This window comes from Nocardia speluncae NBRC 108251 (assembly GCF_001613245.1).
In the GTDB taxonomy this organism is placed as follows: Bacteria; Actinomycetota; Actinomycetes; order Mycobacteriales; family Mycobacteriaceae; genus Nocardia; species Nocardia speluncae.
Window position 1 is genome coordinate 1 of record NZ_BDBZ01000022.1, and the last position, 26357, is coordinate 26357.

Sequence of the window (26357 nt, forward strand, 5' to 3'; positions counted from 1 at the left end):
CCTATGGGGCCCCGAACCGGCGACGCCGGAGGCGGCGCGATTGGGCACAGGGCCCCGAACCCCGCGCCGCCGGAGGCGGCGCCAGAGATACAGGAGCGGGATTGTGAGCGAAAAGATTCAGCGCGTCGGTGTCATCGGCGCCGGACAGATGGGCGCCGGCATCGCGGAGGTGTGCGCCCGCGCCCATGTCGATGTGCTGGTGTACGAGCAGAGCCGTGAGCTCGCCGCCGCCGGCCGTTCGCGCATCCTGCGGTCGCTCGACCGTGGCGTGAGCAGCGGCAAGATCACCGAACGCGAGCGTGAGCAGACGGCCTGGCGGCTGCGGTTCACCTCCGACCTGGGGGATTTCGCCGATCGCCAGCTGGTGGTGGAGGCAGTTCTGGAAGATGAGAAGGTCAAGACCTCGATCTTCGCCGAACTGGACAAGGTGGTCACCGACCAGAATGCGGTGCTCGCCTCCAACACCTCCTCCATCCCGATCATGAAGATCGCCGTCGCGACCAACACACCCGAGCGCGTCGTGGGCATGCACTTCTTCAACCCGGTGCCGGTACTGCCACTGGTCGAACTGGTGACCACCCTGAAAACCAGCGCCTCCGTCTCCGAGCGCGCCGAGAAATTCGCCGCCGAAATCCTCGGAAAAGAGGTCGTGCGTTCCGCCGACCGCTCCGGTTTCGTGGTCAACGCCCTGCTGGTGCCCTACCTGCTGTCCGCGATCCGGATGGTCGAGTCCGGGTTCGCCACCAAGGAGGACGTGGACAAGGCGATGGTTCTCGGCTGCGCCCACCCGATGGGCCCGCTGGCGCTCACCGATCTCGTCGGCCTCGATACGGTCAAATCCATCGCCGATTCGATGTACGGCGAATTCAAGGAACCGCTCTACTCGGCCCCGCCGCTGCTGATGCGAATGGTGGAGGCCGGACTCCTCGGTAAGAAGACAGGCGCCGGCTTCTATCAGTACTGAATCTTTGCGCCGCCTGCGGCGGCGCGGGTTCGATACCGGAAGCGGCAGCTCTTATTCGTGGGTAGGACCGGGGCAAGATCCGTACCGTCGGTGGTAATGGCCCCAAATGACACGGAGGTCGGCAATGGTCAATGTCAACGAGGGGTTCGGGTCGAGTGTGCTCGGATATCCGCGGATCGGTCCGCACCGGGAGCTCAAACGAGCGCTCGAGGCGTACTGGCGGAAAGCGATCACGCAGGCAGAATTGCGGGCGGTCGCACGCGATATCCAGGAGCAGCAGTTCTACGAACTGGCGGCGACCGGGCTTACGCAGGTTCCCGGTAACACCTTCTCCTTCTACGACCATGTGCTCGACAATGCGCTGCTTTTCGGTGCCGTGCCGTCCCGGTTCGCCGAACACCGGGACGAGATGGATCCCTTGGATTTCTATTTCCTGATGGCGCGGGGCCGCCCGGATCTGCCGCCGCTGGAACTGGTGCGTTTCTTCGGTACGAACTACCACTACCGCCAGCCCGAACTCGACGCCGATACGGAATTCTCGCTGCATCCCGAGGCATTGCTCGACGAATGGGATCGGGCGATGGCGGCCGATATCGAGTTGCGCCCGGTGGTGCTGGGGCCGGTATCGCTGCTGCTGCTGTCCAAGGCCGGCAGTGTGCCGGGCGAATCGGCGGGTTTCGACACCATCGAACTGCTGGACAAACTGCTGCCCGTGTACGAAGAACTCTTCGAGATCCTGGCGCGGCGCGGTTCCACCTGCATTCAGCTCGACGAACCGTGTTTCACCGCCGAACGTTCGGCGGCCGAACTCGCCGCGTTCGAACGTGCCTACGACCGGCTGTCCAAGGCCCCGTTGCGGCCGCGGATCCTGGTCACCGGGCAGTACGGTGATTTCGGGGAGGCGCTGACCATCCTCGCCGCCTCCGGGGTGGAGGCGATCGGCCTCGATCTGGCGTCCTATCGGATACGCCCCGAGGTGCTCGCCGCTATCCCCGGTATCCGGCGGAAACGGCTGTACGCGGGGGTGATCAGCGGGACGAATGTGTGGCGAGCCGATCGCTACGTCACCTTGGAATACCTGAACGAGCTCGCCAAGGTGTGCCCGGATCTCGTGGTCTCCACCGGGACCACGCTGCTGCACGTGCCCTACGACGTGCTCGCCGAATACGATATCGCCGGGAATGTGGCCGACCGGCTCGCTTTCGCGAAGCAGAAGGTCGGCGAGGTCGTTTCGCTGGCGAAAGCGCTCACCGAGGGGCCTTCCGACAAATGGCGTAAACGCCCCGGCGAAGTGCATTTCAAACAGAAGCACGCCGTGCGTCAGCGGGTGTATGCGATCACCCCGCAGATGCGCGAACGCGAACCGTATTCGGTGCGCCGGGTCGCGCAGCAGGAGAGACTGCAACTGCCGTTGGTGCCCGCCGCCACCCTGGGTTCCTATCCGCAGAGTGCCGAGGCGCGACAGGCCCGCCACCATCTGGGCGAAGGCCGTATCTCCTACGACGAATACCGCAAGAGAATCGAATCGGAGATAGCCGCGACCATTGCGTTGCAGGAGGATATCGGCCTCGATGTGCTCGTCCACGGGGAGCACGAACGCAACGATATGATCCAGTACTTCGCCGAACTGCTGGACGGTTTCGCGACCACGCATTTCGGCTGGGTGCAGGTGTACGGTTCACGCTGCGTGCGGCCGCCGATCATCTACGGTGATGTGTCCCGGCCGGCCCCGATGTCGGTGGAGTGGACCACCTACGCGCAATCACTCACCGACAAACCGGTGAAGGGTATGGTCACCGGTCCGGTCACCATGGTGGCGCGCTCCTTCGTGCGGCAGGATCAGCCGATCTACGAAACCGCCGACCAGGTGGCGCTGGCCGTCCGCGACGAGGTGGTCGATCTGGAACGCGCCGGTATCGGCATCATCCAGGTCGACGAGCCCGCCCTGCGTGAACTGTGGCCGGCCCGGCCCGAGGGGCGCGCCGAATATCTGCGCTGGGCGATCGGTGCGTTCCGGCTGGCGACCTCGGGGGTGCGTCCGGATACCCAGATCCACACCCATATCCCGTACTCGGGCCGCACCGAGATCGTGGAGGCCATCGAGCAGCTGGACGCGGATGTCACCGCGATCGTCGCCACGCGATCCATCGAATGGGTGCTCAAGGCGCTGGAGGAGGACTATGCCTCCGGGCACGGTCTCAGCCACGGCGTCGGTCCGGGTGTGTACGAGAGCCGCTCGGCCCGGATTCCCGATATCGACGAACTGGACGAACTGCTCACCGCCGCGGCAGCCGCCGTCGGCCCCGAACGCCTGTGGGCAAACCCGGACGGTGGTCTCAAGACCCGCCACCACTGGCAGCTGGATCCGGCCCTGCGCAATATGGTCGCCGCTGCCCGCCGCGTCCGGCGAAGGCTGACGCAAAGCTGACGGGCACCCGGCCCGCGAACCCGCACCACGGGCCGTTACCGAGTTCAGTGACCGCCTTGTCCGCTCCGTTCTCCGGCCCAACCAACCACCGTGGTGCCGGGTTCAGCGAGGCCCTGCGAGGTTTTGACCAAGGTGGGCCGAAACCCCGCGCGCGCCGGCGCGCCGAAAATACTGTAGGCATGAACTCATGAGTAGTGCTGCCGCGTACGCCATGGCCGGACCCGATGCCGCGTTCGAGAAGGTCACCATCGAGCGCCGGGCACTCGGTCCACACGATGTGCTGATAGATATCGCCTACGCCGGGATCTGCCATTCCGATATCCACACCGCGCGCAACGAATGGGGCGGAGCCGGATATCCGTGCGTTCCGGGCCACGAAATCGCCGGCACGGTGGCGGCGATCGGGCCGGCCGTCAGTCGTCATCAGGTCGGGGACCGGGTGGGTGTCGGTTGTATGGTCGATTCCTGCGGCGTGTGTGAAACCTGCCTCCAGGAGGAGGAACAGTACTGCCTGCGCGGTGCCGTGATGACCTACAACAGCCGTGTCTCCGAAGAGGTCCAGCCCGGTGGGCACACCCTGGGCGGCTACGCCACCCAGATCGTGGTCACCGAGAACTTCGTGCTCGGAATTCCGGAGGGTATCGAACTGTCGGTGGCCGCGCCGCTACTGTGCGCCGGGATCACCGTGTATTCGCCGCTGCGGCATTGGGGGGCCCGGCCGGGGAAGCGGGTCGCGGTTATCGGAATGGGGGGGCTCGGGCATATGGCCGTGAAGATTGCGGCGGCGCTCGGTGCCGAGGTGACGGTTCTCAGTCATTCCCTGAGCAAACAGGACGACGGGAAACGATTCGGCGCCCAGCACTACTACGCCACCAGCGATAAGCAGGTATTCCGGGAACTGCGCAGCCACTTCGACCTGATCATCAACACCGTCTCCGCCGATTTGCCGATCAACGACTATATGAAACTGCTGCGCTTGGACGGCACACTCGTCGTGCTGGGGCTGCCGGAACAGCCGCTGGCGGTGCAGCCGAAGGTGTTGGCCGGGCGGAGGCGGTCGCTTTCGGGTTCGATGATCGGCGGTATCGCGCAAACGCAGGAAATGTTGAATTTTTGCGCCGCTCACGGAATCGGTGCGGAAATCGAGGTTATTTCCGCCGACGAGATCGACGGTGCCTATGAGCGGGTTGTGGCCAGCGATGTGCGGTACCGATTCGTGATCGATACCGCGACCATATGATGCCCTGACCGGAGCGAATTCGGCCGGTCCCGGCGTCTGGATCGACCGCTGTCGAACAATGCGCGCTTCTCCACAGAGGCCTTTCTGCACATGTGGAGAAGCCTGTGGAAAACCCGCCGGAGCTTGTGGATGGACGGCCACAGTTGTGGATGGATTTCCGGCAGCATTCGGTGGTCGATACCGTGAATCTATTGATTCGGTGACCGATGGATAACGGCCGGGGTGCGATTTCCGCCCCGGCTTTTTCTCGCTTTCTGCCGTGAAAACGACATGTCAGCGGCTTGTTTTCGCAGCCTCTGCCGCCGCCGGCCCACCCGCCGCTGTGACGCGGACGTGACCGTGGCCGGCTCCGGGACAACGAATCCACAGCTCAGGCCGGGAGTTGCGCCCGGCGGCGCGCACCCTGTGGATAACTGGGGAAGCCTGTGGATAACTTTCTCCCCCGCAGGTAGTCGTGCGGCTCGACCGAATAAATCCTCCCGGTCGCCGTTGACTTAGGAGACACTTGAGGTATGGCCTCGCCCGAACCGAACGCGCCCAGCGGTGCCGCCGAGTTCAGCGAGGCCCTCGGCGGTTTCGGCCCGTCCCGGCTGCCCGTGCGCGATGCGATGCGCGGCAGGCGCGAAACAGGGGCCGAAGGGGGCCGCGACCCGCAGTGCCGGAGGCGCCGCAAATAAGCACAGGAGGCTCGTTGGACGACCAGTGGCAGGGCACCGAGCCCGGGCGGCCGGGTGGCGGCGGGCGTGTGCTCGTCACCGTGTTCGCCGTCGTGCTGGTGCTCGGGGCTCTTTTCGGGTACCGGGGAGAGCTGCCCGGGCTGGCCCGGCCGGGGCCGGATGTGGCGGTGGCTCCGGCGCGGCCGATGCCGCGGGCGCCATTGGACCCCGGCAATGTCACCCGGAATGTATCGCCTGTGCTGGTGAACATCACCGCCACCACTCGTGCGTTCGGGGCGGCGGCGGCCGGATCGGGGATCGTTCTCACCGGCGACGGCCAGGTGCTGACCAGCCATCATGTCGTGAAGGGCGCGAAGGCGGTCCAGGTCAGCCGGGTCACGGACGGGGCGGTCTACAACGCCAAGGTTCTCGGGTACGACGCACGCGCCGATATCGCCTTGCTTTCGCTCACCGGAGCCGCCGGCCTTTCGGCCGCCCGGATCGGCAGCTCGTCCGACCTGCGGGTCCGGGACGAGGTCCTGGCGATCGGCAATGCCGGTGGCAGCGGCGCCGCCACTGCTGTCCCGGGCCGGGTCAGCGATCTGGACAGCACCATCATGGCGGTGAACGAACAGGATTTTTCGCGCCAGGCGCTCACCGGGATGCTGGAGATCGAGGCACCTGTCAGTTCCGGGCAGTCGGGGGGTGCGCTGGCCGATCACACCGGTGCGGTGGTCGGCGTGATCGCGGCAGCCTCCGGGGACCGCGAACCGCCACCGGGTGATGTCGCCGACCCACCGAACGGGTACGCCGTTCCGATCGATGCGGCCATGCGGGTGGTGCGCCAGATCCGGTCCGGAACACCCACCGAATCGGTGCATATCGGCCCCGCCGCGACCCTCGGTGTGGTGATCTCCGATGCCAGTCCGCGCGGTGCGCGCATCGATATGGCGATCCCGGGCCTGCCCGGCCAGAGCGCGGGGCTGACCAGCGGTGAGATCGTGACCTCGATCGACGGCCGGGCGGTCACCAGCGCACGCGCTCTGCGCACGGCGATCGATACCCGCCGGCCCGCCGACGTGGTGCGGCTGGGGGTACTGGAAACCGACGGCGACAAACGGGATGTCTCCGTGCGGTTGGCGCCCGGATAGGAGCCTCCGGCGGTCAGAACAGCGACAGCCAGTAGTCCTGGAACCGCAGGAACACCAGCACCAGCACCAGCGCGTAGAAAACCGCTACGAAGGTCCAGCGCCATTCCGCGACCACGCGCAGTGCCCCGCGGTCGTTACCCCACAGCTGTCCGGTGAGCACCGCGAGCAGCGGAGTGATGATCGCCCAGACAACCATGCAGTACGGGCACAGCGCGTTGATCCGGTACAGGCTCTGGAAGATCAGCCAGCAGATGAACAGGGTGCCCGCGGCCGTGCCCAGCCACAGGCCCGCCCAGATCCAACGGGGCAGGCCGATCCCCGCGACCGAAAGCACCGCCAGCGTGACGACCACCGAGAACCCGGTCACGCCGATGATGGGGTTCGGGAACCCCAGGACCTGCGCCTGATCGGTGACCATCACCGACCCGCAGGACAGCACCGGGTTGAGGCTGCACGACGGGACGTACCCGGGTTCGCTGAGCAGTTTGAAATCTTCGACCAGCAGGACCAGCGACGCCACCCAGCCGGCCAGACCGGTGAGAAGCAGGATCCAGGCGGCCCGCGGTGAGGTCGTGATCACCGGCCCGCAGCCGCCTGGATCGCTGTGGCCAAGGGGGCGGTGTCGAAACCGGTCTTGTTCTGGTTGAGGGTGAGATTCACCTGCTCACCATTGACGAACACCGTCGGCGTTCCATCGATACCCTCGGACAACGATCGGTCCGACATCTCCGCGACGTAGTCGTTGTAGGTGCCGTCGCCGATGCACTTGCCGACCGCGGGGTCGGTGTAACCGGCCTGGTGCGCGATATCGATGAGCTGCTCGTCCGACAGGCCCGCCCCGCGCTCGGGTGGCTGATTCCGGAACATCAGCTCCAGCCAGTCCGGATATTTTTCGGTGCCCTTGTCTGCGACACAGTAGGACGCATTGGCCGCTCGGGTGGAGTAGTCGGTGCTGGACATACTGTCCAGATACCCGACGATGTTGTATTCGATCTGCGCGGTGCCGTCGGCCACCGACTGCTTCAGTAGCTCGCTGTGGTCGGCTTCGAATTGTTGACAGACCGGGCACTGCATATCGGCGACGATACGTACTGTCGCGGGGGCCTCGGGCTGCCCGATCCGGATGGCGCCGTTCTCGGTGGCCGCCGCCGGTACCGGCCCGTCGTAGTCGGAACCGGAGTTGCGCACGGCCAATCCGATCCCGATCGCGGCCACCAGTGCCACCAGCACCGCGGTGACGCCCACCTGTATCGCGATTTTGCGATTGCGTTCCGCGCGCTGGGCCGCCGCCAGCGGATTCGGCCGCCCGGGTTTCTTGCTCACCGTGCGTTCACCACGCCTTTCGCTACCTGGATGCCCCACCCGGTGGTAGGCCCGGCGGGGGCGGCCGGTTTATCCGGCGCACCGCCCCCATCATTGCCCGGCTTGCTGAGAGTTTCCACAACCCGCCACGTGTAGGCCCGGTCAGGCGTGCTCGAGGCGCCGCAATTCGGCCGCCGGGTCGAAGGTGGGTCCCGGCCAGTTCAGGTTCAGGCCGCGCAGGGCTTCGATCAGCAGTTCGGTGACGGCCAGCCGTGCGTACCATTTCGCATCGGCGGGTACCACGTACCACGGCGCGTGCTCGGTACCGGTCCGGTCCAGTATTGCCTGATAGGCCTCCTGGTACGCAGGCCAATAGGCACGCTCGTCGATATCGCTGGGGCTGAACTTCCAGTATTTGTCCGGTCGTTGCAGGCGTTGCCGCAGCCTTGACTTCTGTTCGTCCAGGGACACGAACAGCGCGACCTTCACCAGCGTCGTACCGTTGTCGGCCAGCTCCCGTTCGAATCGGTTGATCTCGTCGTAGCGTCCCTGCCAGACCGTCGCGGGAACCAGTCCGTGCACCCGCGCGACCAGGACGTCTTCGTAGTGCGATCTGTCGAACACGCCCAACTGCCCACCGCGGGGCAGGGCGCGCCGGATCCGCCACAGGAAGTTGTGTTGCTTCTCCTCCTCTGTGGGCACACCGAAGGCCGCATGGTCTACGCCCTGTGGGTCCACCGAGCCGATCACGTGGCGCACGATCCCACCTTTACCTGCGGTATCCATACCCTGCAGGACCAGCAGCACGCTGCGCTGGTCGCCGGAGCGTCCGTTGGCGTAGAGCTTCTCCTGTTCGCCGGCCAGTACGCGGCCGCGTTCGGTGAGCAGCCGTTTACCTACCGACTTGCCGCCCTGGAAACCGGGGCGGGCGGAGGTGTCGAGGTCGGCGATCTGCAAGCCGTCGGCGCGCAGTGCCCGGCTCGCGGGTTCGTTCCAGTACTCGGCCATCGGAGCAGTATCACAGGCGGTGCGTTCCGGCGCGGATACCGGCCAGACCGAGCAGTTCGCGGGCGAATTCGGTATCGCCGACCGGGTGCAGGACCAGGACATCGGCAGTGGTCAGCAGATAGCGCCCGTCACCGCGAATATCCAGCCAGCTGCGATGCCGGGTGGGCGGCGACATCCGATCGTCCGGGGCGACGGTGACAGTGATGAAACCACGGGAATCCACCGGTTCGCGCAGTGTCTTACGGAATCGCGCAGCGTCACCGGATTCGCGGCTGCCGGGAATCGGCGCATCGGTGAGTACTGCTTCCTGCGGTTCGTGCAGTGGTCCGTGGGTACCGCGGCGGGCCGAACCGATCAGCGCGACCAGCCGGTCCCCGAGATCGTGCGCATGGCACATCTGCACGGTGACCCTGGTGTCGGTGGCGTGTAGGACGGCGGCGTGGTGCTCTATCACGGCGGCGAAGCCGAGAATCTGCTCGGTTTCCGGCGATCGGCCGTTGCGGGGGAGCCCCGAGCGTTCTCCGGAGATGGTGACGGCGGTGGCGTCCGGGCGGGCGCAGAGCATGAGCGCGGCTGCCAGATCGGGGTCGGCCTGTCTGGCGAACCGCTGAGGTAATCGCAGGGCGGCCACTTCGGATTCGGTGCGGACCACACTGGCCGGTGCCAGGTTCACCGGGTAGGGACGGCGGTCCAGGCCCGTCTCGGCGGCCCAGACGTAACTGAATTCGTCGGGGGTGAATATCCATTTCACCTGTGTGGGCTCCCACGGTCGGCGCCGGTGGACGTATCGGGGAACCTGGGCACCCGATCCCCGGAAGCCGGGAGTGTGGGGAGGTAGATGGTGGTCATCGCGTCCTGCGCGTCGGCGGTGGCCGCGGCCGCGGCGATATCGTGGTCCATCCGGCGCCGGCCACCGTGGACGGCCTCGGCCGCCGGGTCGGCGAGCGGGCGGTACGGCTGCGGGGCGGCCAGCGCGGCTCGTAGTGTCTGCGCAGCATCGGAATTACCCGTCATGATCCGCTGTAGCGCCCGGCAGACGTCGTGGGTTGCCTCACCGGTGCGGATGAAATCCTGGGTGGCTCGCCATGCGGCGGTCGCGGTATGGCCGGACCAGCCACCGAATTCCCGGCGCGCGGTATCGGCGAAGGTCGCGAAGGCCGCGGCTACGGCGTCGGCGTTCGATTTCCAGGCAGCGGCCGACGCGCCGAGGACGGCGGGGTCGATCACCTCGTGGACCCGGTCCCAGATCTCCTGGTGGGTGAAGCTGGCGAAGCATTCGCGTTCCGGCGCGAAAGGCGGATCCTGTTCGGCGAATTCAGTCATTTCCGCCACCTTCGGCATGCATGGCGACGGCGAGTGCGGCACGGTTCGCCAGATCGGCCTCGGTGAGTAGGCCCGCGGCTGCCAGATAGGCCGCCTTGAATCGGAGGGCGGTTTCCTGCAACGCGGTGAGTGTGTCCAGATACTCGACGGACTTGGCGGAGAACCCGGAGGCGAGGGCGTGCCCGGTGGGCAGATCGGGGAAACCGGCGGCACCCGCTGCCGCGGCGAGCTGCCGGCCCCCGGTCCGGGCCGCTTCCAGGTCCGCGACCAGCGCATCGCAGGCGCTTGCGAGGCGCAGGGCGACATCTTCGGTGAGGGTGAAGGAATCCGTGCCGCCGGCCGTGGCCGCGGCGTACAACTGCCGGGCCACACCCTGGCCCAGTTCCGGGAGCGACATCTGGAATCCCCCTTCCGGACCGTTGGTACGACCCGTGACTTTACCGACGGGTAGCCCGCAGTGCCCGCGAAAACCGGCCATGGCGGGGGATCGCACTGTGAAATAACGCACGAGACGGGGGTTTGCACAGCAGCGCGGCCGGATACCGTCGACGTCCCGTCAGACCTCGCTGTTCGAGGTGGTGGACCGCCCCTCGTGCTGCGGGACGGCGGCCGCCGGCTTCACTGCGGTGAGGTACTGCAGGAACCGGTGCATTTGCTGATCGATATCGACCAGCCCGGCCGCGGCGAAGAGATCCGGGAACGTCTGTCCGTCGAACATGCGCAAACCGCTGACCGCCGCAGTGCGCCGGGTCAATTCGCCGAACGCGTTGCCGGGGCGGTAGCTGGTGGTGACCGCCAACCGGCCGTCCGGGGCCAGCACCCGGATCATTTCCCGGGCCGCGTGCAGCGGGTCGGGGATCAGATACAGCGCGCCGAAACAGCAGACGGCATCGAAAGTTCCGTCCGCGAACGGCAGATTCCGGGCGTCGCCGCGTACGTATCCCGCACGCGGGCCGGAATTATCGGCCGATGCGCGGGCCAGCATCGGCGGCGAGTAATCGATGCCTGTCACATATCCGTCCGCGGGTACGTGTTCGCTGAGGTAACGCGTGAAATTACCTGGACCGCAAGCGATATCCAGCACCCGCCGGGCCGTGCCCAGCCGCAGCGAGTCCACCGCGAAGCGGCGATCGGCCCCGGTGCTGCGCCCCGAGGCGAGATAGAACAGCGTGGGCCGCCACGCCCGCTCGTACACCGCTGCCAGCGCAGGGGCATTCATCGTGCGCCGGGCGAGGTTCATGCCAGCGGCTCCACGGCGATGGTCATTCCCGCGGCCCGCAGGCGTTCGGTCAGGATATCGCCCATGGCGGCGGCCGGAGTGAGGATGCCCGCGATTTCCGGTTTCGGATCGAATGCCAGCGCCAGCCCGCTCTCGCCGAGCAGGACCGCGGTCGCCTTGTAACCCGGATCGCCCTGGCCGGCGAAGGTCGCGAGATAGCGTGCGCCGGAGCTGGTGCGCGTATAGGTGCGCATCCGGAACCAGCCGTTCTCCCGGGTCCGTTCGCCGGGACCGGTACCGGGTGCCGGCAGGATCCGGTCCAGCAGGGCGCGACCGGCCCGGAACCGGGACAGCAGACCGCCGGCCGCCATACCCGCCACCACACCACCGGAGATACCGGCCGCGACCACGGGCGCCCACGGCGAATTACCCGCGCCCATGGTTTCGCGGTAGCGGAAGTTCTTGCCGTACGCCCAGCCGAGCAAGCCGTTGCTGCGGCGCACGATCTTCGTGTTGTGGGCGGCCATGACGAACGTGCCCACCCAGCCGTCCAGACTCGGGTCGATCTCGCGGGCCCTTTCCAGGACGAGATCGGATTGCCGGCCGACATCGGGATCCATGGACTTGTCGGGGCTCAGGGAATACGGATGGCTGAGGATCGCGCCCTTGGATTTGTCCGCGGCGACAGCCTCCATCATCGCGCGCCCGGAATCGATCGTGCCGCCGCTCACGCCGCCGCGCAGGGTGGCGATCAGCGTGGTGTCGCCGAGCTCGCCGGTATTGTCCGCGACCGTACGCCGGTACAGTTGATAGACACTCAGATCCGAAGGCACCGAATCGTAGCCGCAGGAATTCACGATTTTTGCGCCGGTACGCGCCGCCTCGTCGTGATACGAGTCGATAGCCTCGCGGATGAACAGCGGTTCACCGGTCAGGTCCGCGTAATGTGTGCCGTTTTTCGCGCAGGCGGCGACCATCGGCATCCCGTAACGCAGATACGGGCCCACCGTGGTAACCACCGCGGTGGTGCGGGCGGCCAGCGCGTCCAGTGAACCCTGGTCGGTGCTGTCGGCAACCACCAGACCCCAATCGTGCGCGCCGATCTCGTCGCGGACGGCCGTGAGTTTGTGTTCGGAACGACCCGCCAGCGCGATCCGCGCCGCCGCGGGAGCAGCACCCAGCAGGTACTGGGCGGTGAGTTTGCCGACGAAGCCGGTCGCGCCGAAAACGATCAGGTCGAATTCGCGTGTATCCGTCATGAAATGAACCCCTCGTGGATGTGCTGTCGTGGACGCGCTCAGCCGGTGCGGCGTCCACCGCGTTTACGCGGCCGGCGCCCGTCCAGCCATTCCCGGTGGATCCGGCCGAGTTCGGTGACCGGCTCATCGCCGTACAACCATTCCCGGGCGATCCGATACCAATTCGCCGTGGTCTCCAACTGTCCCAGCATCCCGAAGGTCAAGAAATCGGCGCGCCGGGAGAACAAATGCTCCGGTGGCAGATTCTGCTGTTTCATCCCGGAGAATTCGCTCGAGCGCGGGTCGACGGCGAGGAGGAACGCGCCGCTGGCCAACTCCGGGGTGATGGTGAGTTCCTGGTCCACCAGACACCATTCGGATGCCGAGAGCACGTATTCCAAGCATTCCTCGACACCGATCTCGTCGGTCGAGTCGATGACCCCGCGCTGCACCATCAGATCCCGTAGATCCGCGCCGCGGTCCTCGGCGGCCGCGCACAGGCAGATTGCCTCGAACCGCACATGCTCCGGATCCATCCGGTTGAACAGCCCGAAATCCAGGAATCCGACCCGGCCGTCCTCGGCGAGCAGGACATTCCCCGGATGCGGGTCGCCACAGAATTCGTTGAAGGTGAAAAGCGATCCCACATAGAAGCGGTAGATGATCTCGCCGACGCGGTCGCGTACGTGCCGCGGCATGGTGCGAATATCCTCGAAGGCCGTTCCCGCCAGATATTCGGTGACCAGTACTCGCTGCGTACTGTGCTCCAGCAGCGGCTGCGGGACCACGATGAACGGGTGGCCGGCGTAGAGTTCCGCGATATCGCGCTGGGTTTCGGCCTCGACATGATAGTCGAGTTCGGATTCCATGTTCAGCCGCAGCTCGTCGAGCACCGCGGGGGTCACCCAGGGCAAAGCCGACTGCAGGACCCGCCGGAACATGGTCAGATTCTTGAGGTCGGCCCGCACGGCGGCATCGATCCCCGGGTACTGCACCTTCACCGCGACCTGCCGGCCGTCGTGCAATCGGGCCAGATACACCTGCCCGATCGAGGCAGCGGCGATGGCTTCCGGTTCGAATTCGGCGAACACCGCGTCCAGCGGCTGCCCGTAGTCCTCCTCGATCACCGCGCGCATCGCCTCGAACGACACCGACGGCGCGGCGTTGCGCAGAACAGCCAGCCGCTTCTGGAACCGTTCGCGGTGATCCGGCGGGACCAGGTCCAGATCGAGCACCGACATCATCTGGCCCAGCTTCATGGCCACGCCCTTCATGGTGCCCAGCACCATGACCAGCTGTTCGGTACTACGCAGAATCGATTCCTCGGCCATCCGTGCCCGCACCGCCTCCGAGCGGCCGCGCATCGAGAGCCGGGCGCGTTGTGTGCGCACTACCGACCCCGCAGCCACCGCACCCAGTTTGGTGCCGCGGGCCAGGCGGGAAGTCGGCACTTGTTTCGCCATCGAGGTACCTCCGTTGGTGCCGACGCGCGCCTACAGTGGCCGGAGAACTCAGCCGGTTCTCCGCCGCCGCACGGCAATCAGACTAGCCAAACCGGCGGGGTTGTCGAGCCCGGCGAGCCGAGTGGCTCAGACGGCCTGGTCGCCGGAGGGAATCGGCGGCAGCACATGCTCCTGTGCGCCGAACTTGTCGCGCGACCCGCCGGCGCGGGCCATCCCCTCGATGGCGCTCCACACCATCATGGTGAGGTAATCGATCACCTGGTCGCGGTCCATCGATTTGTTGTTGGTCCACCAGTGGGTGGCGAGCTGGATACCGCCGACGATCACATACGACCACAGCATCACCCCCTCGGTCTCGATGCCGAGGGCGCTCCCGCGTTCGGTGATGGCAGCCGCCACCACCTCGGCGAACAGCCGCTCGAAATCGGCCAGCGAAGACGGATCACCGGAACCGGTGCCCATGATGAACCGGTAGACCTCGGGGTCTTCGTCGACCGCACCCACGTATTCGGCCAGCGCGGAACGCACCAGTTGATACTCGTCGGCGTCCAAACTGATCGCCCCGTACACCCGGGGCATCAGGGTGATCTCGATGAACCGCTGCATAGCGGCGTTGACCAGATCGTTCTTATCGGCGAAGTAGCGATACAGGACAGTTTTGGAGACGCCGATCTCGGCGGCGATCTCGTCCATCCCGGCGCTGCCGCCGCGGGTGCGCACCGCCGCCAGCGTGCCGTCGACGAGCTCCTCCCGCCGATTGATCTTGTGCTGGCGCCAGCGGCGTTTCCGCCCATCGGTCCGCGGGGCACGCACCGGCGCCGATCGATCGGCGGAATTCCCGATATCGAGCAGGTCATCGGTGGACAGCGTGGGCTCCTAGGTCGGTACGGTTCGCGTCCATTCCACTCTAGGCCCCCCGCTGGACGCGGTGGTCCGTTCGGTCCACCTATAACCGCATCGACCAGGCCCCCCACCCCGCGCTACCGGAGGCGCCGCAAACAACACAGCAGAATGGAAGCTATGCAGAAAGCGACCGGCAGCAGTGCGGTGCTCGATTCCGCTCCCGCGACTCGCGGCCCCGGCGGTTCGGCGGAACCACCGGGCGTCTTCTCGACACTCACAGATGACGCGGCCAAAAAGCGTGACCTGCGGCGAATGAAGGTCGTGGCTACCGGGCTGCTGGCGGTGGCGACCGTCATCTATCTGGTGTGCCGCTGGCTGGAGTCACGCGGTGGTGCCGGTGACTGGGTGGGCTATGTGCGGGCCGCGTCCGAGGCGGGAATGGTGGGCGCGCTGGCCGACTGGTTCGCGGTGACTGCGTTGTTCCGGCATCCGCTGGGTCTGCCGATTCCGCATACCGCGATCATCCGGCGTAAGAAAGACCAGCTCGGTGCCAGTCTGGGCAACTTCGTCGGCGCCAACTTTCTTTCGCCGGAGGTGGTTACCGCGAAGGTGAACTCCGCCCAGATCCCGTGGCGGGTGGGGCGTTGGATGGCGAATCCGGCCAATGCCGCGCGGGTAGCGGAGGAGAGTTCGACGATTCTGCGGGCGGTGGTCGGGGTGCTCCGGGACGAAGACGTGGAGCAGGTGATCGATAACACGATCGTGAAGCGGATCGCCGAACCGCAGTGGGGTCCGCCGATCGGCCGGGTGCTGGCCGAGCTGCTGGCCGACAACCGCCAGTTGCCACTGGTCGACTTGCTGGCCGAGCGGGCTCACCAATGGGCGCTGGGTAGCCAGGAGACGGTGGACCGGATCGTCCTGGGCGAGGCCCCGCAGTGGGCGCCGAAGTTCGTGAACGTGCTGCTCTCGGAGAAGGTGTATCGCGAGCTGGTCGAGTTCACCTGGAAGGTGCGCTCGACCCCGGATCACGAGGTCCGGCTGGCCGTGAACCGGTTCCTCGAGGAGTTTGCTCACGATCTGCAGTACGACGAGACGATGATCGCCAAGGCGGAACGGATCAAAACCCAGATCATGGGGCGCGAGGAGATCACCGGCCTGGCCGAGGCCACCTGGCGGGCGGCCAAACGGCTGATCTTGGAATCCGCCGACGATCCGGACAGTACGTTGCGCCGGAAGGTGGCGGAGAACGTGCAGCAGCTGGGTGAGCGGTTGCGCGACGATACCGATGCCCGCGCCAAGGTGGACGGGTGGATCGAACGCGGCGCCCGGTATCTGGCCGCCAACTACGCCGACGAGATCGCCACCATCGTCAGCGATACTGTCGCCCGCTGGGATGCGGAGGAGGCCAGTAAGAAGATCGAGGTCCAGGTGGGTCGTGATCTGCAGTTCATCCGGATCAACGGCACGGTGGTGGGCAGCCTCGCGGGTCTGTTGATCTACACCGTCTCCCATCTGATGTTCGGCGGGTGACGCGCGCGCCGGAGCGCCGGAAGTTCTGCTAGCAGAAGTGCTTGCTATTGCTAGCACCCTGTTCTATCGTTGCGTACGTACAAGCCAGAAGGTGAGTAATGGCCGAGGAGCCCCACGTTTCCGCTCAGTACACCGACGATCCGGCGGCCACCGCCGGCGCCGGCGACAAGGCAGCCCGCGTAGTGAACGCGGCGCAGGACATCGGCGGGTTCATCCGGGCACAACGGGAGGCCGCGCAGGTCTCGCTGCGTCAACTCGCCCAGCTGGCTGGGGTCAGCAACCCGTATCTCAGTCAGATCGAGCGCGGTTTGCGAAACCCCTCCGCCGAAGTGCTCACGCAGATCGCCAAGGCGCTGCGGGTCTCTTCGGAGGTGTTGTACGTGCGCGCCGGCTACCTAGAGCAGCGGGCGCACAGTCCCGTCCGGGACGCACTGCTGGCCGATTCCGCGATCAGCGAGCGGCAGAAGCAGGTGCTCCTGGACATCTACGAGTCGTTCCGCCGGGAGAACGGGCCGGAGGAAACGATCGTCCGGGACAGCGTTGTTCCACTACCGAACGCCGATGCTCCGCCACGCCAGGAGAACGATAAATGACCGAGAAGAACACCACTGTGAAACCGCTGTTCGCCACCGTCGGTGCCACGGATGCCGTCTACGCCGCTGTTCTCGACGCGGTGACCCAGGTGCGGGAACGTGCCACCGACGTCAACGGCCGTGTCGACGAGGCTCGCGAGCGGTTCGCCGGTCTGCCCGCCGATGTGCAGACCCAATTCGAGCAGATCCGTGCGCGGCTCTCCGAGCTGCCCTCGGAACTGCCGGAGGATCTGGCCGAGCTGCGCGAGAAGTTCACCTCCGAGGAACTGCGCAAACTGGCCGAACAGTACTACCGCCAGGTAGTCGACCTCTATGCCGACCTGGCCGTCCGTGGTGAGGAAACCGTGGATCGGCTGCGCGCGAACCATCTGGTCGAAGAACAGGTGGGCCGGGTGGAGACCCTCTACAAGGACGCCAGCGGCCGGGCCGAGGAAGTGTTCGATCGGGTGTCGGGCCTGATCGTCCGGTCCGGCAAGGCGCCGGCGGCGGCCGCGCCGGTGGTGGAGGCCGAGGTTCCCTCCGCGCCTGACGTCGTCGACGCCGAAGTAGTGGACCCGGTCCCCGAGCCCGCTCCGGCTCCGGCTCCGGCTCCGGCTCCGGCTCCGGTGAAGAAGGCGCCCGCGGCCAAGAAGGCCCCCGCGAAGAAGACGCCGGCCAAGAAAGCTCCCCCGAAGTCGGTCTGACCTGCCGATGTGGGCCGCCGCCCCCGTGCACCTGCGGAGCACGGGGGCGCTGCTCCTATCATGGTGGGGTGCAGCAGGTGTATGGCTTGACCGGATGGATCATGGCCGCGCTGTGGCTACTGGCGATCAGCGCGACTGTGTTCGCGCTGGTGCATGCCGTGCGCCAGCGTTCGGACGCGTTCACCGCGGTCGACAAACTGACTAAACCGATTTGGCTGGGCATCCTCGGCGCGGCCGTGCTGCTGATGCTGCTCAGTTTTCCCTCGTTGGGATTGCTGGCGTTCATCGCCATCATCGCGACCGGTATCTATCTCGCCGATGTGCGGCCCAAGGTGGATGAGGTTCAGCGCGGTCCCCGCTGGTAGTGGGTACCTGGATCCGTCATCGGTAAAGGGGCGGCCCGGTGTTCGGTGCGCATATGGCGCGCTGTTCCGGGTCGCCGTGTCCGGCTGGCGGGGTCCACTCCTGCGCGTTACTGTGTCAGTTGGTAACACAAAGGAGTGTCGATGCGTGCGATGATGTCGGAGCTCTGGGGCGCCCTCGCCCATCAGATCGATGGAATTCTCGAGGTGCACCGGGCCGGACTGCGTAGCCGCGGCGGATACCGCAACCCCGCGCTCAACCCGCCGAGCACGGAACATCAGGTCATCGATGTGCGGGCCGCCGACGGGGCCCGGCTGCGCGTACACGCCTACGGCCCGCAGGACGCGCAGCCTGTGGTGTTGATACACGGCTGGACCTGCTGCCTCGAATACTGGAACCCGCAGATCAACGCCTTCGCCGGGGAGTACCGGGTGATCGCCTTCGATCTGCGCGGGCACGGCGAGAGCGAATTCGGCCGGCCCGATCAGCTGGACTGCCACCTGCTCGCCGACGATCTCTGCGCAGTCCTCGACACTGTGCTTCCGCCAGGGCAGCGGGCGGTGGTGGTCGGGCACAGTCTCGGCGCGATGACAGTGCAGGCCTGGGCAGGTAAATATCCGCAGCGGGTGCTGGATCAGGCCGCGGCCGTGGTGCTGGCCAATACCGGGCCGTATGCCCTGGTGGACGAGACCACGGTGGTGCCGTTCTTCAACCGTCCGTTACCGCTACTGAACCGGAAGGTGCCGCTGCCGATGTGGCTCGGGCGGGGCGGTCTGAGTGCCCGGATAGTCTTCCCGCCGGTGGCCCCTGTCCGCTGGGTCTTCGCGCGGCAGATCATGAGCCTGGACGCCGACCCCGAAATCATCGACTTCGGGCTGAATATCGTGCGGTCCTGTCGCTCCTGGGTGCGGTCGGAATTCGGCCGGTTGCTGGCGGAAATGGATCTCGGCGACGCCGCCCGTCACCTGATGGTGCCGACCACCGTCGTCGCGGGCACCGCCGATGATATGACGCCCGCCGTCCATGCCGAGCAGATTGCGCAGTGGCTACGGGAATCGGGGAATCTCGCCCGGTTCGTGCTGCTGCCCACCGGGCATCTGGGCACTGTGGAAGCGATCGATGGCTTCAACGAGATCCTCGGCGAAGTACTCGCCGCCGTGCGCGCGCCCGCCGAAGCCGTGGGCTGACCGCGCACGCCGGCAAAACCCCGATCAGGAGAACACGACGGTGCGTTTCCCGTGCACCAGGACCCGGCTCTCCAGATGCCAGCGCAGACCCCGGGCCAGCACCACCCGTTCGATATCGCGGCCCTGGCGGACCATATCGCTCACCCCGTCGGCATGATCGACGCGGATCACGTCCTGTTCGATGATCGGGCCCGCGTCCAGCTCCGCCGTCACATAGTGGCAGGTGGCGCCGATCAGTTTGACGCCCCGCACGAACGCCTGATGGTAGGGGCGGGCACCGACGAAGGACGGCAGGAAGCTGTGGTGGATATTGATGGCCCGCCCGGCCCAGTGCTCACACAGCCGCTCCGGCAGCACCTGCATGAACCGGGCGAGCACCACCGCGTCGGGATCGTGTTTGTCCACCAGCTCGCGGACCTGGTCGAAAGCCGGTCCGCGTTCGGCCGGATCCTTGGGGAAGGGCACATGATGGAACGGGATACCGTGCGCCTCGGCCATCGCGGCCAGATCCAGATGGTTGCCGATCACCGCCTCGATCGTGGCGGGCAGTTCCCCCGCGCTCGCCCGCCCGAGCAGATCGTGCAGACAGTGACCTTCCTTGCTGACCAGCACCACCGCCCGCCGGCGGAGCCCCGAATCGTGCACCTGCCATTCGGTGTCCGGGCCGAGCTCATCTGCGATCTGCCGGAACCGTTCCCGCAGTTCCTCGACCCCGAACGGCACTGTCGAAGCCTTGATGGACTGCCGGGTGAAGAACCAGCCGGTCTCCAGATCCGAGTGATAACCGGCCTCCAGAATGGAGCCCCCGAACTCGGCGATGAACGAGGTGATGGCAGCAATAATGCCCGGACGGTCGAGGCAGCCCAGGGTCAGCACATATCGGCGATCGTCGGAGACGGCGGAAACCATGACGTGAGCCTAGCCGTGCCGTTCGACGCCTCCCCGGCGCGCGGCCCGCAACTGTGCAGGGTTTCACCGAACTCCGCACGCTCGCCGGATTCGCGGCGCCGGTGTATCGGTTTCTTGTGCCCGGTACCGGTCCAGGTGCGGGCCGTATTGCCCGGTCAGCGGGTTCGGCCCGGTACGCGCCGGCTGTGTTCAGAGGGCGTAGAAGGGGTCGGCGTAACGGAATTCGCCGAGGATCTGGGAGTCGTAGGCGGTCAGCGGGCGCACCTGGAAATGACTGGCCCACTCGGGCTGGTCCGGGGTGATGCCGAGGCGTTCGGCCGGCTGGAACCCGAAACGCGGGTAGTAGTCGAGACTGCCGAGCAGGCCGATGAGAGGTTCGTCGAGGGCGTCGGCGGCGCCGACCACCGCATGCATGAGTGCGGAACCGATCCCGCGATGCTGCCGGTCGGCGAGCACCCCGATCGGGCCCAGCGCGAGCACCGGGAACGGGCCCACCGTGGCCCGGGTGACACAGGTATGGCCGACCACCGTATCGCCGGCCACCGCGACCATGGACAGCGTCGGAATCCAGCCGGGATCGCTGCGCAACTGCTCCATGAGCGCCACTTCCGGGGGATCCTGGGCGCCACCTCCACCGGATGTGGCGTACTGGGCGGCGAATGCACTGCGGTGTACGGCGGCCACGGCGGCGGTGTCGACGCCACGTTCGCGACGGATCAGCAACGTCGTCCTCTCATATGTGCCCGATTGCGATACGAGTGTTCCCGACGAACCGGAGGCCCGCAATGGAATTCGGACCGGGTGTGCCAGACTCTCGTGCCATGGCCGATTCCGTATCGCTGACCCGGTCCGAGGTGGCCGCAATGATCGACCACACGCTGCTCGCCCCGGAAGCGACCAGCGCGGATGTTACCGCCCTGGTGGCCGAGGCCCGGGAGCTCGGCGTGTATGCGGTGTGCGTTTCGCCGGCCATGCTGCCGGTGCGGGCGCCGGGCGTGGTGGTGGCCACCGTCGCGGGATTTCCCTCCGGGAAACACCATTCGCTGATCAAGGGGGCCGAGGCCCGGCTCGCGGTGGATCAAGGGGCGGCGGAGGTCGATATGGTCATCGATATCGGCGCGGCAGTCGCAGGCGATTACGCCGCCGTGCTCGCCGATATCATCGTGGTCCGCGAAGCGATCGACCAGCGTGCGGTGCTGAAGGTGATCATCGAATCGGCCGCGCTCACCGACGAAGCGATCGTCGAGGTGTGCCGAGCCGCCGAACAGGCCGGCGCCGATTTCGTGAAAACCTCCACCGGCTTCCACCCCACCGGTGGCGCCGACCCCCATGCGGTGCGGTTGATGGCCGACACCGTCGGCGGCCGCCTCGGAATCAAGGCCAGCGGCGGCATCCGCACAGCGGAAGCAGCCGCCGAACTGATCACCGCCGGCGCCACCCGCCTCGGCCTTTCCCGCAGCCGAGCAGTCCTGGACGGCTTCCCCGAATGAAACCGGCTTCGCCGAAGTAACCACCCGACAGCAGGCGCACCGGAGCCCGGCCCCGCACCGCACCGCCGAATTCACCCCTCAGCAGGAAGTACTGCCCTCAGGCGGCGGCGGCAACTCCGCCTGCCCACCCTGCAGATCGATTTCGACACCGTTATCGGTGACCCGCAGCTCCTTCGGTTCCAGGCCCAGTGGGTAGACCTGCATACTCTCGGTCAACAGGTTCACCACCCCCTCGGCCAGATCCTCCGGCACCCCGATGCCCAGGAACTGCGCCTGCCCGACCTCCAGCTGCACTTTCCCGTCCACGATCTGCGGCGTGATCTGGAGTTCACCCAGCCCGCCCAGCACCGCCATGGTGAGTTTCCCGGAGTCCGGATCGGACCGGACCTCGCTGACGAGGCCCTGCAGCGTCTGGGTCATTCCCTCGTTGCTCCAGCTGACGTCGGCGTTCGAGCTGCCGATCGTGCTACCGCTGCTACTGCCCTCCGGCATCTTGATATCGCGGAACTGCGCGTGTACCTGCATATCGACTGCGGGGCCGAATTCGGCTCCCTCGCTGTCGACGTCCATCCGCGAAACTTTCCCGTCCACCATGGTGACGAGTAGTGGTTTGGCGCCGAAGCCGACGTTGATCTTCGAGCCCATCTCCTTCTCGAACTGGCTGCTGATACAGCTCGCGATCCGGTGCCGCGCATAGGCTTCACCGCCGATCAGCGCGGCGGCCACCAGCACGGCGGCGGTGATCACGGCGATGACCGCGGTCCGGCGACTGACCTTCGGTACCGACAGGTTCTTGGGCATGCACGCGATTGTTCCGCATTATTCTGTGCCGGCTATGAGGCCCGGGTGTGGGCAGATGGTGAACGTGGCGACGTCAGCGCCGGTCGGGCGGCCGCGTTTGTGAGATGGGACACACCGCGTGGGTCTGCATGTTCAGGACGGCGCGACGGTGGCCCAGGGGACGGTCAAGATGTTGTCGCGCATCCGGCGGCGCGGGTTGTGGACCGGCCAGCCCTGTTCGCGCAGCAGTTCGGCGGCCGCGCGCCAGCGGATCCGCGGGCCGAATACGGCCAGCGGTGCGGTGTGTGCCCAGGCCAGGTCGGCCGCCGACAGCAGCGTATGGATACGTTCGCCGGGGATATTGCGGTGGATGAGCGCTTTGGGTAGTCGTTCGGCGAGGTCGGAGGGGCGGTCGACGGTCAGCGGATCCCAGGCCAGCGTGAGGCTCCGTGGGCCGGACCCGTCGAGGAGTACCCAGGCGCAACGCCGGCCGAGTTCGTCGCAGGTTCCTTCGACCAGCACCCCGCCCGGTGCCAGCCCGGACAGGATCGTCGCCCACGCGTCGGCGACCGCCGATTCCGGATACTGGCGCAGTACGTTGAACGCGCGCACGAGGTGCGGTCGCAGGCCCGCCAATTCGAAGCCGCCGCGGGCGAACCGCACCCCGTCGCGGGCGGGTACGACGCGGGCCGGGTCGATTTCCAGGCCCACCACCCGGACGTCGGGGCGGACCGTGCGCAGGCGCGCGGCCAATTCCAGCGTGGTCCACGGTTGCGCGCCGTAACCGAGGTCCACCACGAGCGGGTCGGTAGTGCGGCGTAGCACGCTGGTGATCTGTGGCTCGTGGACGAGCCGGCGGTCACTGCGGCGGAGCCGGTTCGTTCCGGTGGTACCCCGAGTGACCGTGCCGAGGGGGATGTTCAGAGTTTTCGGTCGTCCAGCCACTTCTGAGTCACTTCGGCCTCGGCGCGGAACAGATCGACCAGATTCACCAGCATGAGCTGTTCCAGCCGCGGCCCCATCATCGGGACGAATACCTTCGCCTCCGAGGAGAGGCGCAGGGTGCAGCCGGTATCGGTGGGGAACAGGCGTATGGTCCCGGTGAGGCTGCCGGGGCCGGCCGGGATGGAGGCGGAATACTTGCCCTCGACCTCGGGGCCGAACGGGCCGTAGCTCTCCTTACGAGTGATGACCATATCTTTGCGCATCACCGTCTGCGCGACCTCGGGCAGCATTTCGCGGGGCAGGATATGGTGCAGCACCACATCGATCCCGTTATCGCTCGCATCGATCGAGACCACCTCGTTGGGCGAGTACTTCCGCATTTCGACCATCCGGGCTTCCCAGTAATCCCGGTTCGTCAGCGCCGCATACACCTCTTTGGTGGTGTGCAGCGGGTAGCGGGCGGAATAGTCCAGTCGGCGAGCCATGCGCGGTAGGTTACCGTCCGGTTGTGCCGGTGCGGGCCGGAGGCCGGGCGGCCGCCGCCTACACCTGTTCGGCGATCCAGCCGTTGGTGAACTCGGTCTCCTCGGCCAGCAACTCGGTGAGACGTTCCCCGATGGCCTCCTCGATCTTGCGACCGAACAGCGGAACCTTCACCTCGATCGACCCGGAGACCTCGGCGACGGCACCGGTGGGTTCGTCGGTGGCGGTGATGGTGCCACGCACCTCCGCGGGCGCGCCCTCGACCCGGGCCTCGAAACTACCGGTGGTCCCGGACCACAGTTCGGTGCGCGGAATCATGAGATCGCCGGGGTGTACGGCGGTGATGGCGGGCGGCAGCAGATCGGCCGGAATGGATTGCACGACCTCGATACGAACTTGTTCGCCGTCCAGCTCCAGGGAAACGAACCGGGCGCCCGGCCCGCCCACCGCGGCGATACGGTCCTGCCAGTACTTCTCGGTGCGGAACGCTTCGCGCACCGCGGCAACGGGGTGAGAGTAGTGAGCCGTGTACGCCAGCGCTGTAGCCATGAGCGGACACGCTACCGTCTGGTCGTGCGAACTTCTCGGGTTGTCCCCGCGGACGAACTGCGGCAGTTGCTGGCCGGAACGGGTGCGCTGGTGCGCTCCGCGGTGCCGCTGGCCGAGCTGACGACCCTGCGGGTCGGCGGCCGGGCCACGATCGCCGAATGCGCCGGCACAGATGCCCTGGTGGCGGCGGTCCGGGCGCTGGACGCGGCCGGGGTCCCGGTGCTGCTGTTCGCCGGCGGATCCAACCTGCTCGTCTCCGACGACGAGGTGCCCGGGGTGGTGGTCCGGATCATGGCCGAGGGCGTCGAACTGGGTGCCGATTCGGTGACCGCGGACGCGGGCGCGAACTGGGACGCGGTGGTCGCGAAAACCGTGCGCGCCGGGTTCGGGGGCCTGGAATGCCTGTCGGGGATTCCAGGGTCGGCCGGCGCTACGCCCGTGCAGAACGTCGGCGCGTACGGCGTGGAGGTCGCCGATCTGTTGCGCCGGGTGCGGCTACTGGACCGGGCAACCGGCGAAACCCACTGGGTCGAACCCGGTGAACTCGGGTTCGGGTACCGGACGAGCCGGCTCAAACACCGATCCGGCGCGGTGGTGCTGGCGGTGGAGTTCGCGCTCGACCCCACCGGGGCCAGTGCTCCGCTGCGATATCGGGAGCTCGCGCAACGGCTGGGCGCTGCGGAAGGCGAGAGCCGTCCGGCGGCCGCCGTTCGTGAAACGGTTCTCGGCCTGCGCGCCGGGAAGGGGATGGTGCTCGATCCCGCCGACCACGACACGTGGAGCGCCGGTTCTTTCTTCACCAACCCCGTGGTCGCCCACGACCGGGTGGACCGAGTCCGTGCCGCGATTCGCGCACAGCTCGGTGAGGTGCAGGTGCCCGAATTTCCCGCGGCCCACGGTGTGAAATTCTCTGCCGGCTGGTTGATCGAACGCGCCGGCTTCGCCAAGGGCTTCCCGGGACCGGATGCTGCCGCCCGGCTGTCGACCAAACACACGCTGGCTCTCACCAACCGCGGCGCGGCCGCCGCCGCCGATATCGTCGCGCTTGCTCGCACGGTGCGCGATGGTGTGGCCGACCGGTTCGGCATCACGCTGACGCCGGAACCGGTAACGGTGGGCGTGGAGATCTGACCACCGCGGCTGCCGCGACAGTGCGTGCCCCGCCGTCCGAAGCAACGGGTGACCCGGATCAGATCCTGGCACCGGTGAGGGGCGGTCAGTTACGCCGGGCGAAGCGGCCGGGGTCGGCTTGGTCGCGGGGTTTGACGATGATCTGGTCGAGATTCACGTGCGGGGGGCGGCTCGCGGCGAAGGCGACGATTTCGGCGATGTCCTGGGCGACGAGTGGGTCGATACCTTCGTAGACCTTCGCGGCGCGCTCGGCGTCGCCGTCGAAGCGGACCACGGAGAACTCGGTTTCGACCGCGCCGGGCGCGATCTCGGTGAGGCGGACCGGTTGCCCGAGCAGTTCACCGCGCAGGGTGCGGTGCAGTACGGCCTGGGCGTGTTTGGCCGAGGTGTAGCCGGAGCCGTTGTCGTAGGCATGGAACGCGGCGACGGAGGTGATGGTGACGATCAGGCCGTCACCGGAGGCGATGAGTTTCGGCAGCAGGGCCTTGGTCATCCGGAGGGTGCCCAGCACATTCGTTTCCCACATCCAGCGCCAATCGTCGAGATCGGCTTCGGCGACAGTGGCCAGCCCTTTCGCGCCGCCCGCATTGTTGACCAGGATGTTCGCGCTGTCGACCGCTTCGGTGAAGGCCGCGACCGAATCGTCGGAGGTGACGTCGAGCTCGAGCGCGGTACCACCGATCTCCGTGGCCAGCTGCCGCAACCGGTCGACCCGGCGCGCACCCACGTACACGTGGTAGCCCTGTTTCGCGAGCTCCCGTGCCGTGGCTTCCCCGATCCCCGAGCTTGCCCCGGTGACAACTGCGGTCCGTGTACCCATGCCCAGATCCTAATTACCGTTCTCCGGCCGGATATCGCAGCGGCCCACCTTCAAGGGTT

Annotated in this window: 29 protein-coding genes; 12 read left to right on the top strand and 17 right to left on the bottom strand. The window is 66.8% G+C overall.

Annotation, left to right across the window (positions count from 1 at the left end; all coding sequences use genetic code 11):
• Positions 1-100 precede the first annotated feature (100 nt).
• The 5 genes from NS6_RS20865 to NS6_RS20880 all read left to right on the top strand — a co-directional run bounded on the left by NS6_RS20865 (position 101) and on the right by NS6_RS20880 (position 6439).
• Entirely contained in the window at positions 101-964 is an 864-nt protein-coding gene (locus NS6_RS20865; protein ID WP_068044369.1) for a 3-hydroxybutyryl-CoA dehydrogenase, read from the top strand.
• A gap of 124 nt (positions 965-1088) precedes the next feature.
• The gene (metE, locus tag NS6_RS20870) at positions 1089-3392 is read left to right on the top strand and encodes a 5-methyltetrahydropteroyltriglutamate--homocysteine S-methyltransferase (protein WP_068044328.1); all 2304 of its coding nucleotides are present in this window, start codon (positions 1089-1091) and stop codon (positions 3390-3392) included.
• A 187-nt stretch (positions 3393-3579) separates the two neighbouring features.
• Positions 3580-4632 carry an NAD(P)-dependent alcohol dehydrogenase gene (locus NS6_RS20875; RefSeq protein WP_068044329.1) on the top strand — a complete coding sequence of 351 codons (1053 nt, stop codon included), beginning with the start codon at positions 3580-3582 and terminating at the stop codon, positions 4630-4632.
• Between the two features lie 512 nt (positions 4633-5144).
• The gene (locus tag NS6_RS34880; RefSeq protein ID WP_157112861.1) at positions 5145-5309 is read left to right on the top strand and encodes a hypothetical protein; all 165 of its coding nucleotides are present in this window, start codon (positions 5145-5147) and stop codon (positions 5307-5309) included.
• A 14-nt stretch (positions 5310-5323) separates the two neighbouring features.
• Positions 5324-6439, top strand: coding sequence for a S1C family serine protease (locus NS6_RS20880; RefSeq protein WP_068044331.1), 1116 nt, complete (start codon positions 5324-5326; stop codon positions 6437-6439).
• Positions 6440-6452: 13 nt separating this feature from the next.
• On the opposite strand, the gene NS6_RS20885 is transcribed toward NS6_RS20880, so the two are convergent.
• From NS6_RS20885 to NS6_RS20930, 10 genes are all read right to left on the bottom strand, one after another.
• Positions 6453-7019: a vitamin K epoxide reductase family protein gene (locus tag NS6_RS20885; protein ID WP_157112862.1), complete on the bottom strand. Its 567-nt coding sequence runs from the start codon at positions 7017-7019 to the stop codon at positions 6453-6455.
• Positions 7016-7762 carry a DsbA family protein gene (locus NS6_RS20890; RefSeq protein ID WP_068044333.1) on the bottom strand — a complete coding sequence of 249 codons (747 nt, stop codon included), beginning with the start codon at positions 7760-7762 and terminating at the stop codon, positions 7016-7018. Before NS6_RS20890 ends, NS6_RS20885 begins: the two co-directional genes overlap by 4 nt.
• Positions 7763-7903: 141 nt before the next feature.
• Complete coding sequence (locus NS6_RS20895) at positions 7904-8749, bottom strand: polyphosphate kinase 2 family protein (protein WP_068044335.1); 846 nt, start codon at positions 8747-8749, stop codon at positions 7904-7906.
• 10 nt (positions 8750-8759) lie between these two features.
• Positions 8760-9500 carry an ESX secretion-associated protein EspG gene (locus NS6_RS20900; RefSeq protein WP_068044337.1) on the bottom strand — a complete coding sequence of 247 codons (741 nt, stop codon included), beginning with the start codon at positions 9498-9500 and terminating at the stop codon, positions 8760-8762.
• Positions 9497-10072, bottom strand: a complete 576-nt coding sequence (locus NS6_RS20905; RefSeq protein ID WP_157112863.1) for a hypothetical protein — start codon at positions 10070-10072, stop codon at positions 9497-9499. Before NS6_RS20905 ends, NS6_RS20900 begins: the two co-directional genes overlap by 4 nt.
• Positions 10065-10469 (bottom strand): hypothetical protein, encoded by a 405-nt coding sequence (locus NS6_RS20910; RefSeq protein ID WP_068044341.1) that lies wholly within the window; start codon positions 10467-10469, stop codon positions 10065-10067. The genes NS6_RS20905 and NS6_RS20910 overlap by 8 nt, the downstream gene beginning before the upstream one ends.
• A 159-nt stretch (positions 10470-10628) precedes the next feature.
• The gene (locus NS6_RS20915; protein WP_068044344.1) at positions 10629-11312 is read right to left on the bottom strand and encodes a class I SAM-dependent methyltransferase; all 684 of its coding nucleotides are present in this window, start codon (positions 11310-11312) and stop codon (positions 10629-10631) included.
• Positions 11309-12550, bottom strand: coding sequence for a saccharopine dehydrogenase family protein (locus NS6_RS20920; protein ID WP_068044345.1), 1242 nt, complete (start codon positions 12548-12550; stop codon positions 11309-11311). Before NS6_RS20920 ends, NS6_RS20915 begins: the two co-directional genes overlap by 4 nt.
• A gap of 38 nt (positions 12551-12588) precedes the next feature.
• Positions 12589-13992 (bottom strand): ABC1 kinase family protein, encoded by a 1404-nt coding sequence (locus NS6_RS20925; protein ID WP_068044347.1) that lies wholly within the window; start codon positions 13990-13992, stop codon positions 12589-12591.
• A 126-nt stretch (positions 13993-14118) separates the two neighbouring features.
• The gene (locus tag NS6_RS20930) at positions 14119-14805 is read right to left on the bottom strand and encodes a TetR/AcrR family transcriptional regulator (protein ID WP_068044350.1); all 687 of its coding nucleotides are present in this window, start codon (positions 14803-14805) and stop codon (positions 14119-14121) included.
• Between the two features lie 207 nt (positions 14806-15012).
• Between NS6_RS20930 and NS6_RS20935 the strand changes: the two genes are divergently transcribed.
• From NS6_RS20935 to NS6_RS20955, 5 genes are all read left to right on the top strand, one after another.
• Complete coding sequence (locus NS6_RS20935; RefSeq protein WP_084471257.1) at positions 15013-16365, top strand: DUF445 domain-containing protein; 1353 nt, start codon at positions 15013-15015, stop codon at positions 16363-16365.
• A gap of 98 nt (positions 16366-16463) precedes the next feature.
• Complete coding sequence (locus NS6_RS20940) at positions 16464-16958, top strand: helix-turn-helix domain-containing protein (RefSeq protein ID WP_068044351.1); 495 nt, start codon at positions 16464-16466, stop codon at positions 16956-16958.
• Complete coding sequence (locus NS6_RS20945; protein WP_068044353.1) at positions 16955-17641, top strand: heparin-binding hemagglutinin; 687 nt, start codon at positions 16955-16957, stop codon at positions 17639-17641. Before NS6_RS20940 ends, NS6_RS20945 begins: the two co-directional genes overlap by 4 nt.
• A 68-nt stretch (positions 17642-17709) precedes the next feature.
• Entirely contained in the window at positions 17710-18006 is a 297-nt protein-coding gene (locus NS6_RS20950) for a DUF2516 family protein (protein ID WP_157112864.1), read from the top strand.
• Between the two features lie 141 nt (positions 18007-18147).
• Positions 18148-19191, top strand: coding sequence for an alpha/beta fold hydrolase (locus tag NS6_RS20955; protein ID WP_068044377.1), 1044 nt, complete (start codon positions 18148-18150; stop codon positions 19189-19191).
• 24 nt (positions 19192-19215) lie between these two features.
• Here NS6_RS20955 and purU read toward each other — a convergent pair whose 3' ends face one another.
• Together purU and NS6_RS20965 are read right to left on the bottom strand one after the other, a co-directional pair.
• Entirely contained in the window at positions 19216-20100 is an 885-nt protein-coding gene (purU, locus tag NS6_RS20960) for a formyltetrahydrofolate deformylase (RefSeq protein WP_068044355.1), read from the bottom strand.
• A gap of 189 nt (positions 20101-20289) precedes the next feature.
• Complete coding sequence (locus NS6_RS20965; RefSeq protein WP_068044358.1) at positions 20290-20823, bottom strand: GNAT family N-acetyltransferase; 534 nt, start codon at positions 20821-20823, stop codon at positions 20290-20292.
• Between the two features lie 98 nt (positions 20824-20921).
• Here NS6_RS20965 and deoC point away from each other — a divergent pair, with 98 nt between their 5' ends.
• Positions 20922-21590: a deoxyribose-phosphate aldolase gene (gene deoC, locus NS6_RS20970; protein ID WP_068044360.1), complete on the top strand. Its 669-nt coding sequence runs from the start codon at positions 20922-20924 to the stop codon at positions 21588-21590.
• Between the two features lie 78 nt (positions 21591-21668).
• Here deoC and NS6_RS20975 read toward each other — a convergent pair whose 3' ends face one another.
• The 4 genes from NS6_RS20975 to NS6_RS20990 all read right to left on the bottom strand — a co-directional run bounded on the left by NS6_RS20975 (position 21669) and on the right by NS6_RS20990 (position 24347).
• Entirely contained in the window at positions 21669-22391 is a 723-nt protein-coding gene (locus tag NS6_RS20975) for an LmeA family phospholipid-binding protein (RefSeq protein WP_068044362.1), read from the bottom strand.
• 132 nt (positions 22392-22523) lie between these two features.
• Positions 22524-23315: a class I SAM-dependent methyltransferase gene (locus tag NS6_RS20980; protein ID WP_245669440.1), complete on the bottom strand. Its 792-nt coding sequence runs from the start codon at positions 23313-23315 to the stop codon at positions 22524-22526.
• Positions 23291-23800 (bottom strand): DUF2505 domain-containing protein, encoded by a 510-nt coding sequence (locus tag NS6_RS20985; protein WP_068044364.1) that lies wholly within the window; start codon positions 23798-23800, stop codon positions 23291-23293. Before NS6_RS20985 ends, NS6_RS20980 begins: the two co-directional genes overlap by 25 nt.
• 58 nt (positions 23801-23858) lie before the next feature.
• Positions 23859-24347, bottom strand: a complete 489-nt coding sequence (locus NS6_RS20990; RefSeq protein ID WP_068044366.1) for a DUF2505 domain-containing protein — start codon at positions 24345-24347, stop codon at positions 23859-23861.
• Between the two features lie 90 nt (positions 24348-24437).
• On the opposite strand from NS6_RS20990, the gene NS6_RS20995 reads away from it, so the two are divergent.
• Positions 24438-25478 (top strand): UDP-N-acetylmuramate dehydrogenase, encoded by a 1041-nt coding sequence (locus NS6_RS20995; protein ID WP_157112865.1) that lies wholly within the window; start codon positions 24438-24440, stop codon positions 25476-25478.
• A gap of 85 nt (positions 25479-25563) precedes the next feature.
• On the opposite strand, the gene NS6_RS21000 is transcribed toward NS6_RS20995, so the two are convergent.
• Positions 25564-26298 (bottom strand): SDR family NAD(P)-dependent oxidoreductase, encoded by a 735-nt coding sequence (locus NS6_RS21000; RefSeq protein WP_068044367.1) that lies wholly within the window; start codon positions 26296-26298, stop codon positions 25564-25566.
• Between the last annotated feature and the right edge of the window lie 59 nt (positions 26299-26357).

Coding starts and splice junctions, on each gene's coding strand:
- metE (WP_068044328.1), top strand. CDS start 1,089: ATGGTCAATGTCAACGAGGGGTTCGGGTCGAGTGTGCTCGGATATCCG.
- NS6_RS20875 (WP_068044329.1), top strand. CDS start 3,580: ATGAGTAGTGCTGCCGCGTACGCCATGGCCGGACCCGATGCCGCGTTC.
- NS6_RS34880 (WP_157112861.1), top strand. CDS start 5,145: ATGGCCTCGCCCGAACCGAACGCGCCCAGCGGTGCCGCCGAGTTCAGC.
- NS6_RS20895 (WP_068044335.1), bottom strand. CDS start 8,749: ATGGCCGAGTACTGGAACGAACCCGCGAGCCGGGCACTGCGCGCCGAC.
- NS6_RS20905 (WP_157112863.1), bottom strand. CDS start 10,072: ATGACTGAATTCGCCGAACAGGATCCGCCTTTCGCGCCGGAACGCGAA.
- NS6_RS20910 (WP_068044341.1), bottom strand. CDS start 10,469: ATGTCGCTCCCGGAACTGGGCCAGGGTGTGGCCCGGCAGTTGTACGCC.
- NS6_RS20915 (WP_068044344.1), bottom strand. CDS start 11,312: ATGAACCTCGCCCGGCGCACGATGAATGCCCCTGCGCTGGCAGCGGTG.
- NS6_RS20920 (WP_068044345.1), bottom strand. CDS start 12,550: ATGACGGATACACGCGAATTCGACCTGATCGTTTTCGGCGCGACCGGC.
- NS6_RS20925 (WP_068044347.1), bottom strand. CDS start 13,992: ATGGCGAAACAAGTGCCGACTTCCCGCCTGGCCCGCGGCACCAAACTG.
- NS6_RS20935 (WP_084471257.1), top strand. CDS start 15,013: ATGCAGAAAGCGACCGGCAGCAGTGCGGTGCTCGATTCCGCTCCCGCG.
- NS6_RS20940 (WP_068044351.1), top strand. CDS start 16,464: ATGGCCGAGGAGCCCCACGTTTCCGCTCAGTACACCGACGATCCGGCG.
- NS6_RS20945 (WP_068044353.1), top strand. CDS start 16,955: ATGACCGAGAAGAACACCACTGTGAAACCGCTGTTCGCCACCGTCGGT.
- NS6_RS20955 (WP_068044377.1), top strand. CDS start 18,148: ATGCGTGCGATGATGTCGGAGCTCTGGGGCGCCCTCGCCCATCAGATC.
- purU (WP_068044355.1), bottom strand. CDS start 20,100: ATGGTTTCCGCCGTCTCCGACGATCGCCGATATGTGCTGACCCTGGGC.
- deoC (WP_068044360.1), top strand. CDS start 20,922: ATGGCCGATTCCGTATCGCTGACCCGGTCCGAGGTGGCCGCAATGATC.
- NS6_RS20975 (WP_068044362.1), bottom strand. CDS start 22,391: ATGCCCAAGAACCTGTCGGTACCGAAGGTCAGTCGCCGGACCGCGGTC.
- NS6_RS20985 (WP_068044364.1), bottom strand. CDS start 23,800: ATGGCTCGCCGACTGGACTATTCCGCCCGCTACCCGCTGCACACCACC.
- NS6_RS20990 (WP_068044366.1), bottom strand. CDS start 24,347: ATGGCTACAGCGCTGGCGTACACGGCTCACTACTCTCACCCCGTTGCC.
- NS6_RS21000 (WP_068044367.1), bottom strand. CDS start 26,298: ATGGGTACACGGACCGCAGTTGTCACCGGGGCAAGCTCGGGGATCGGG.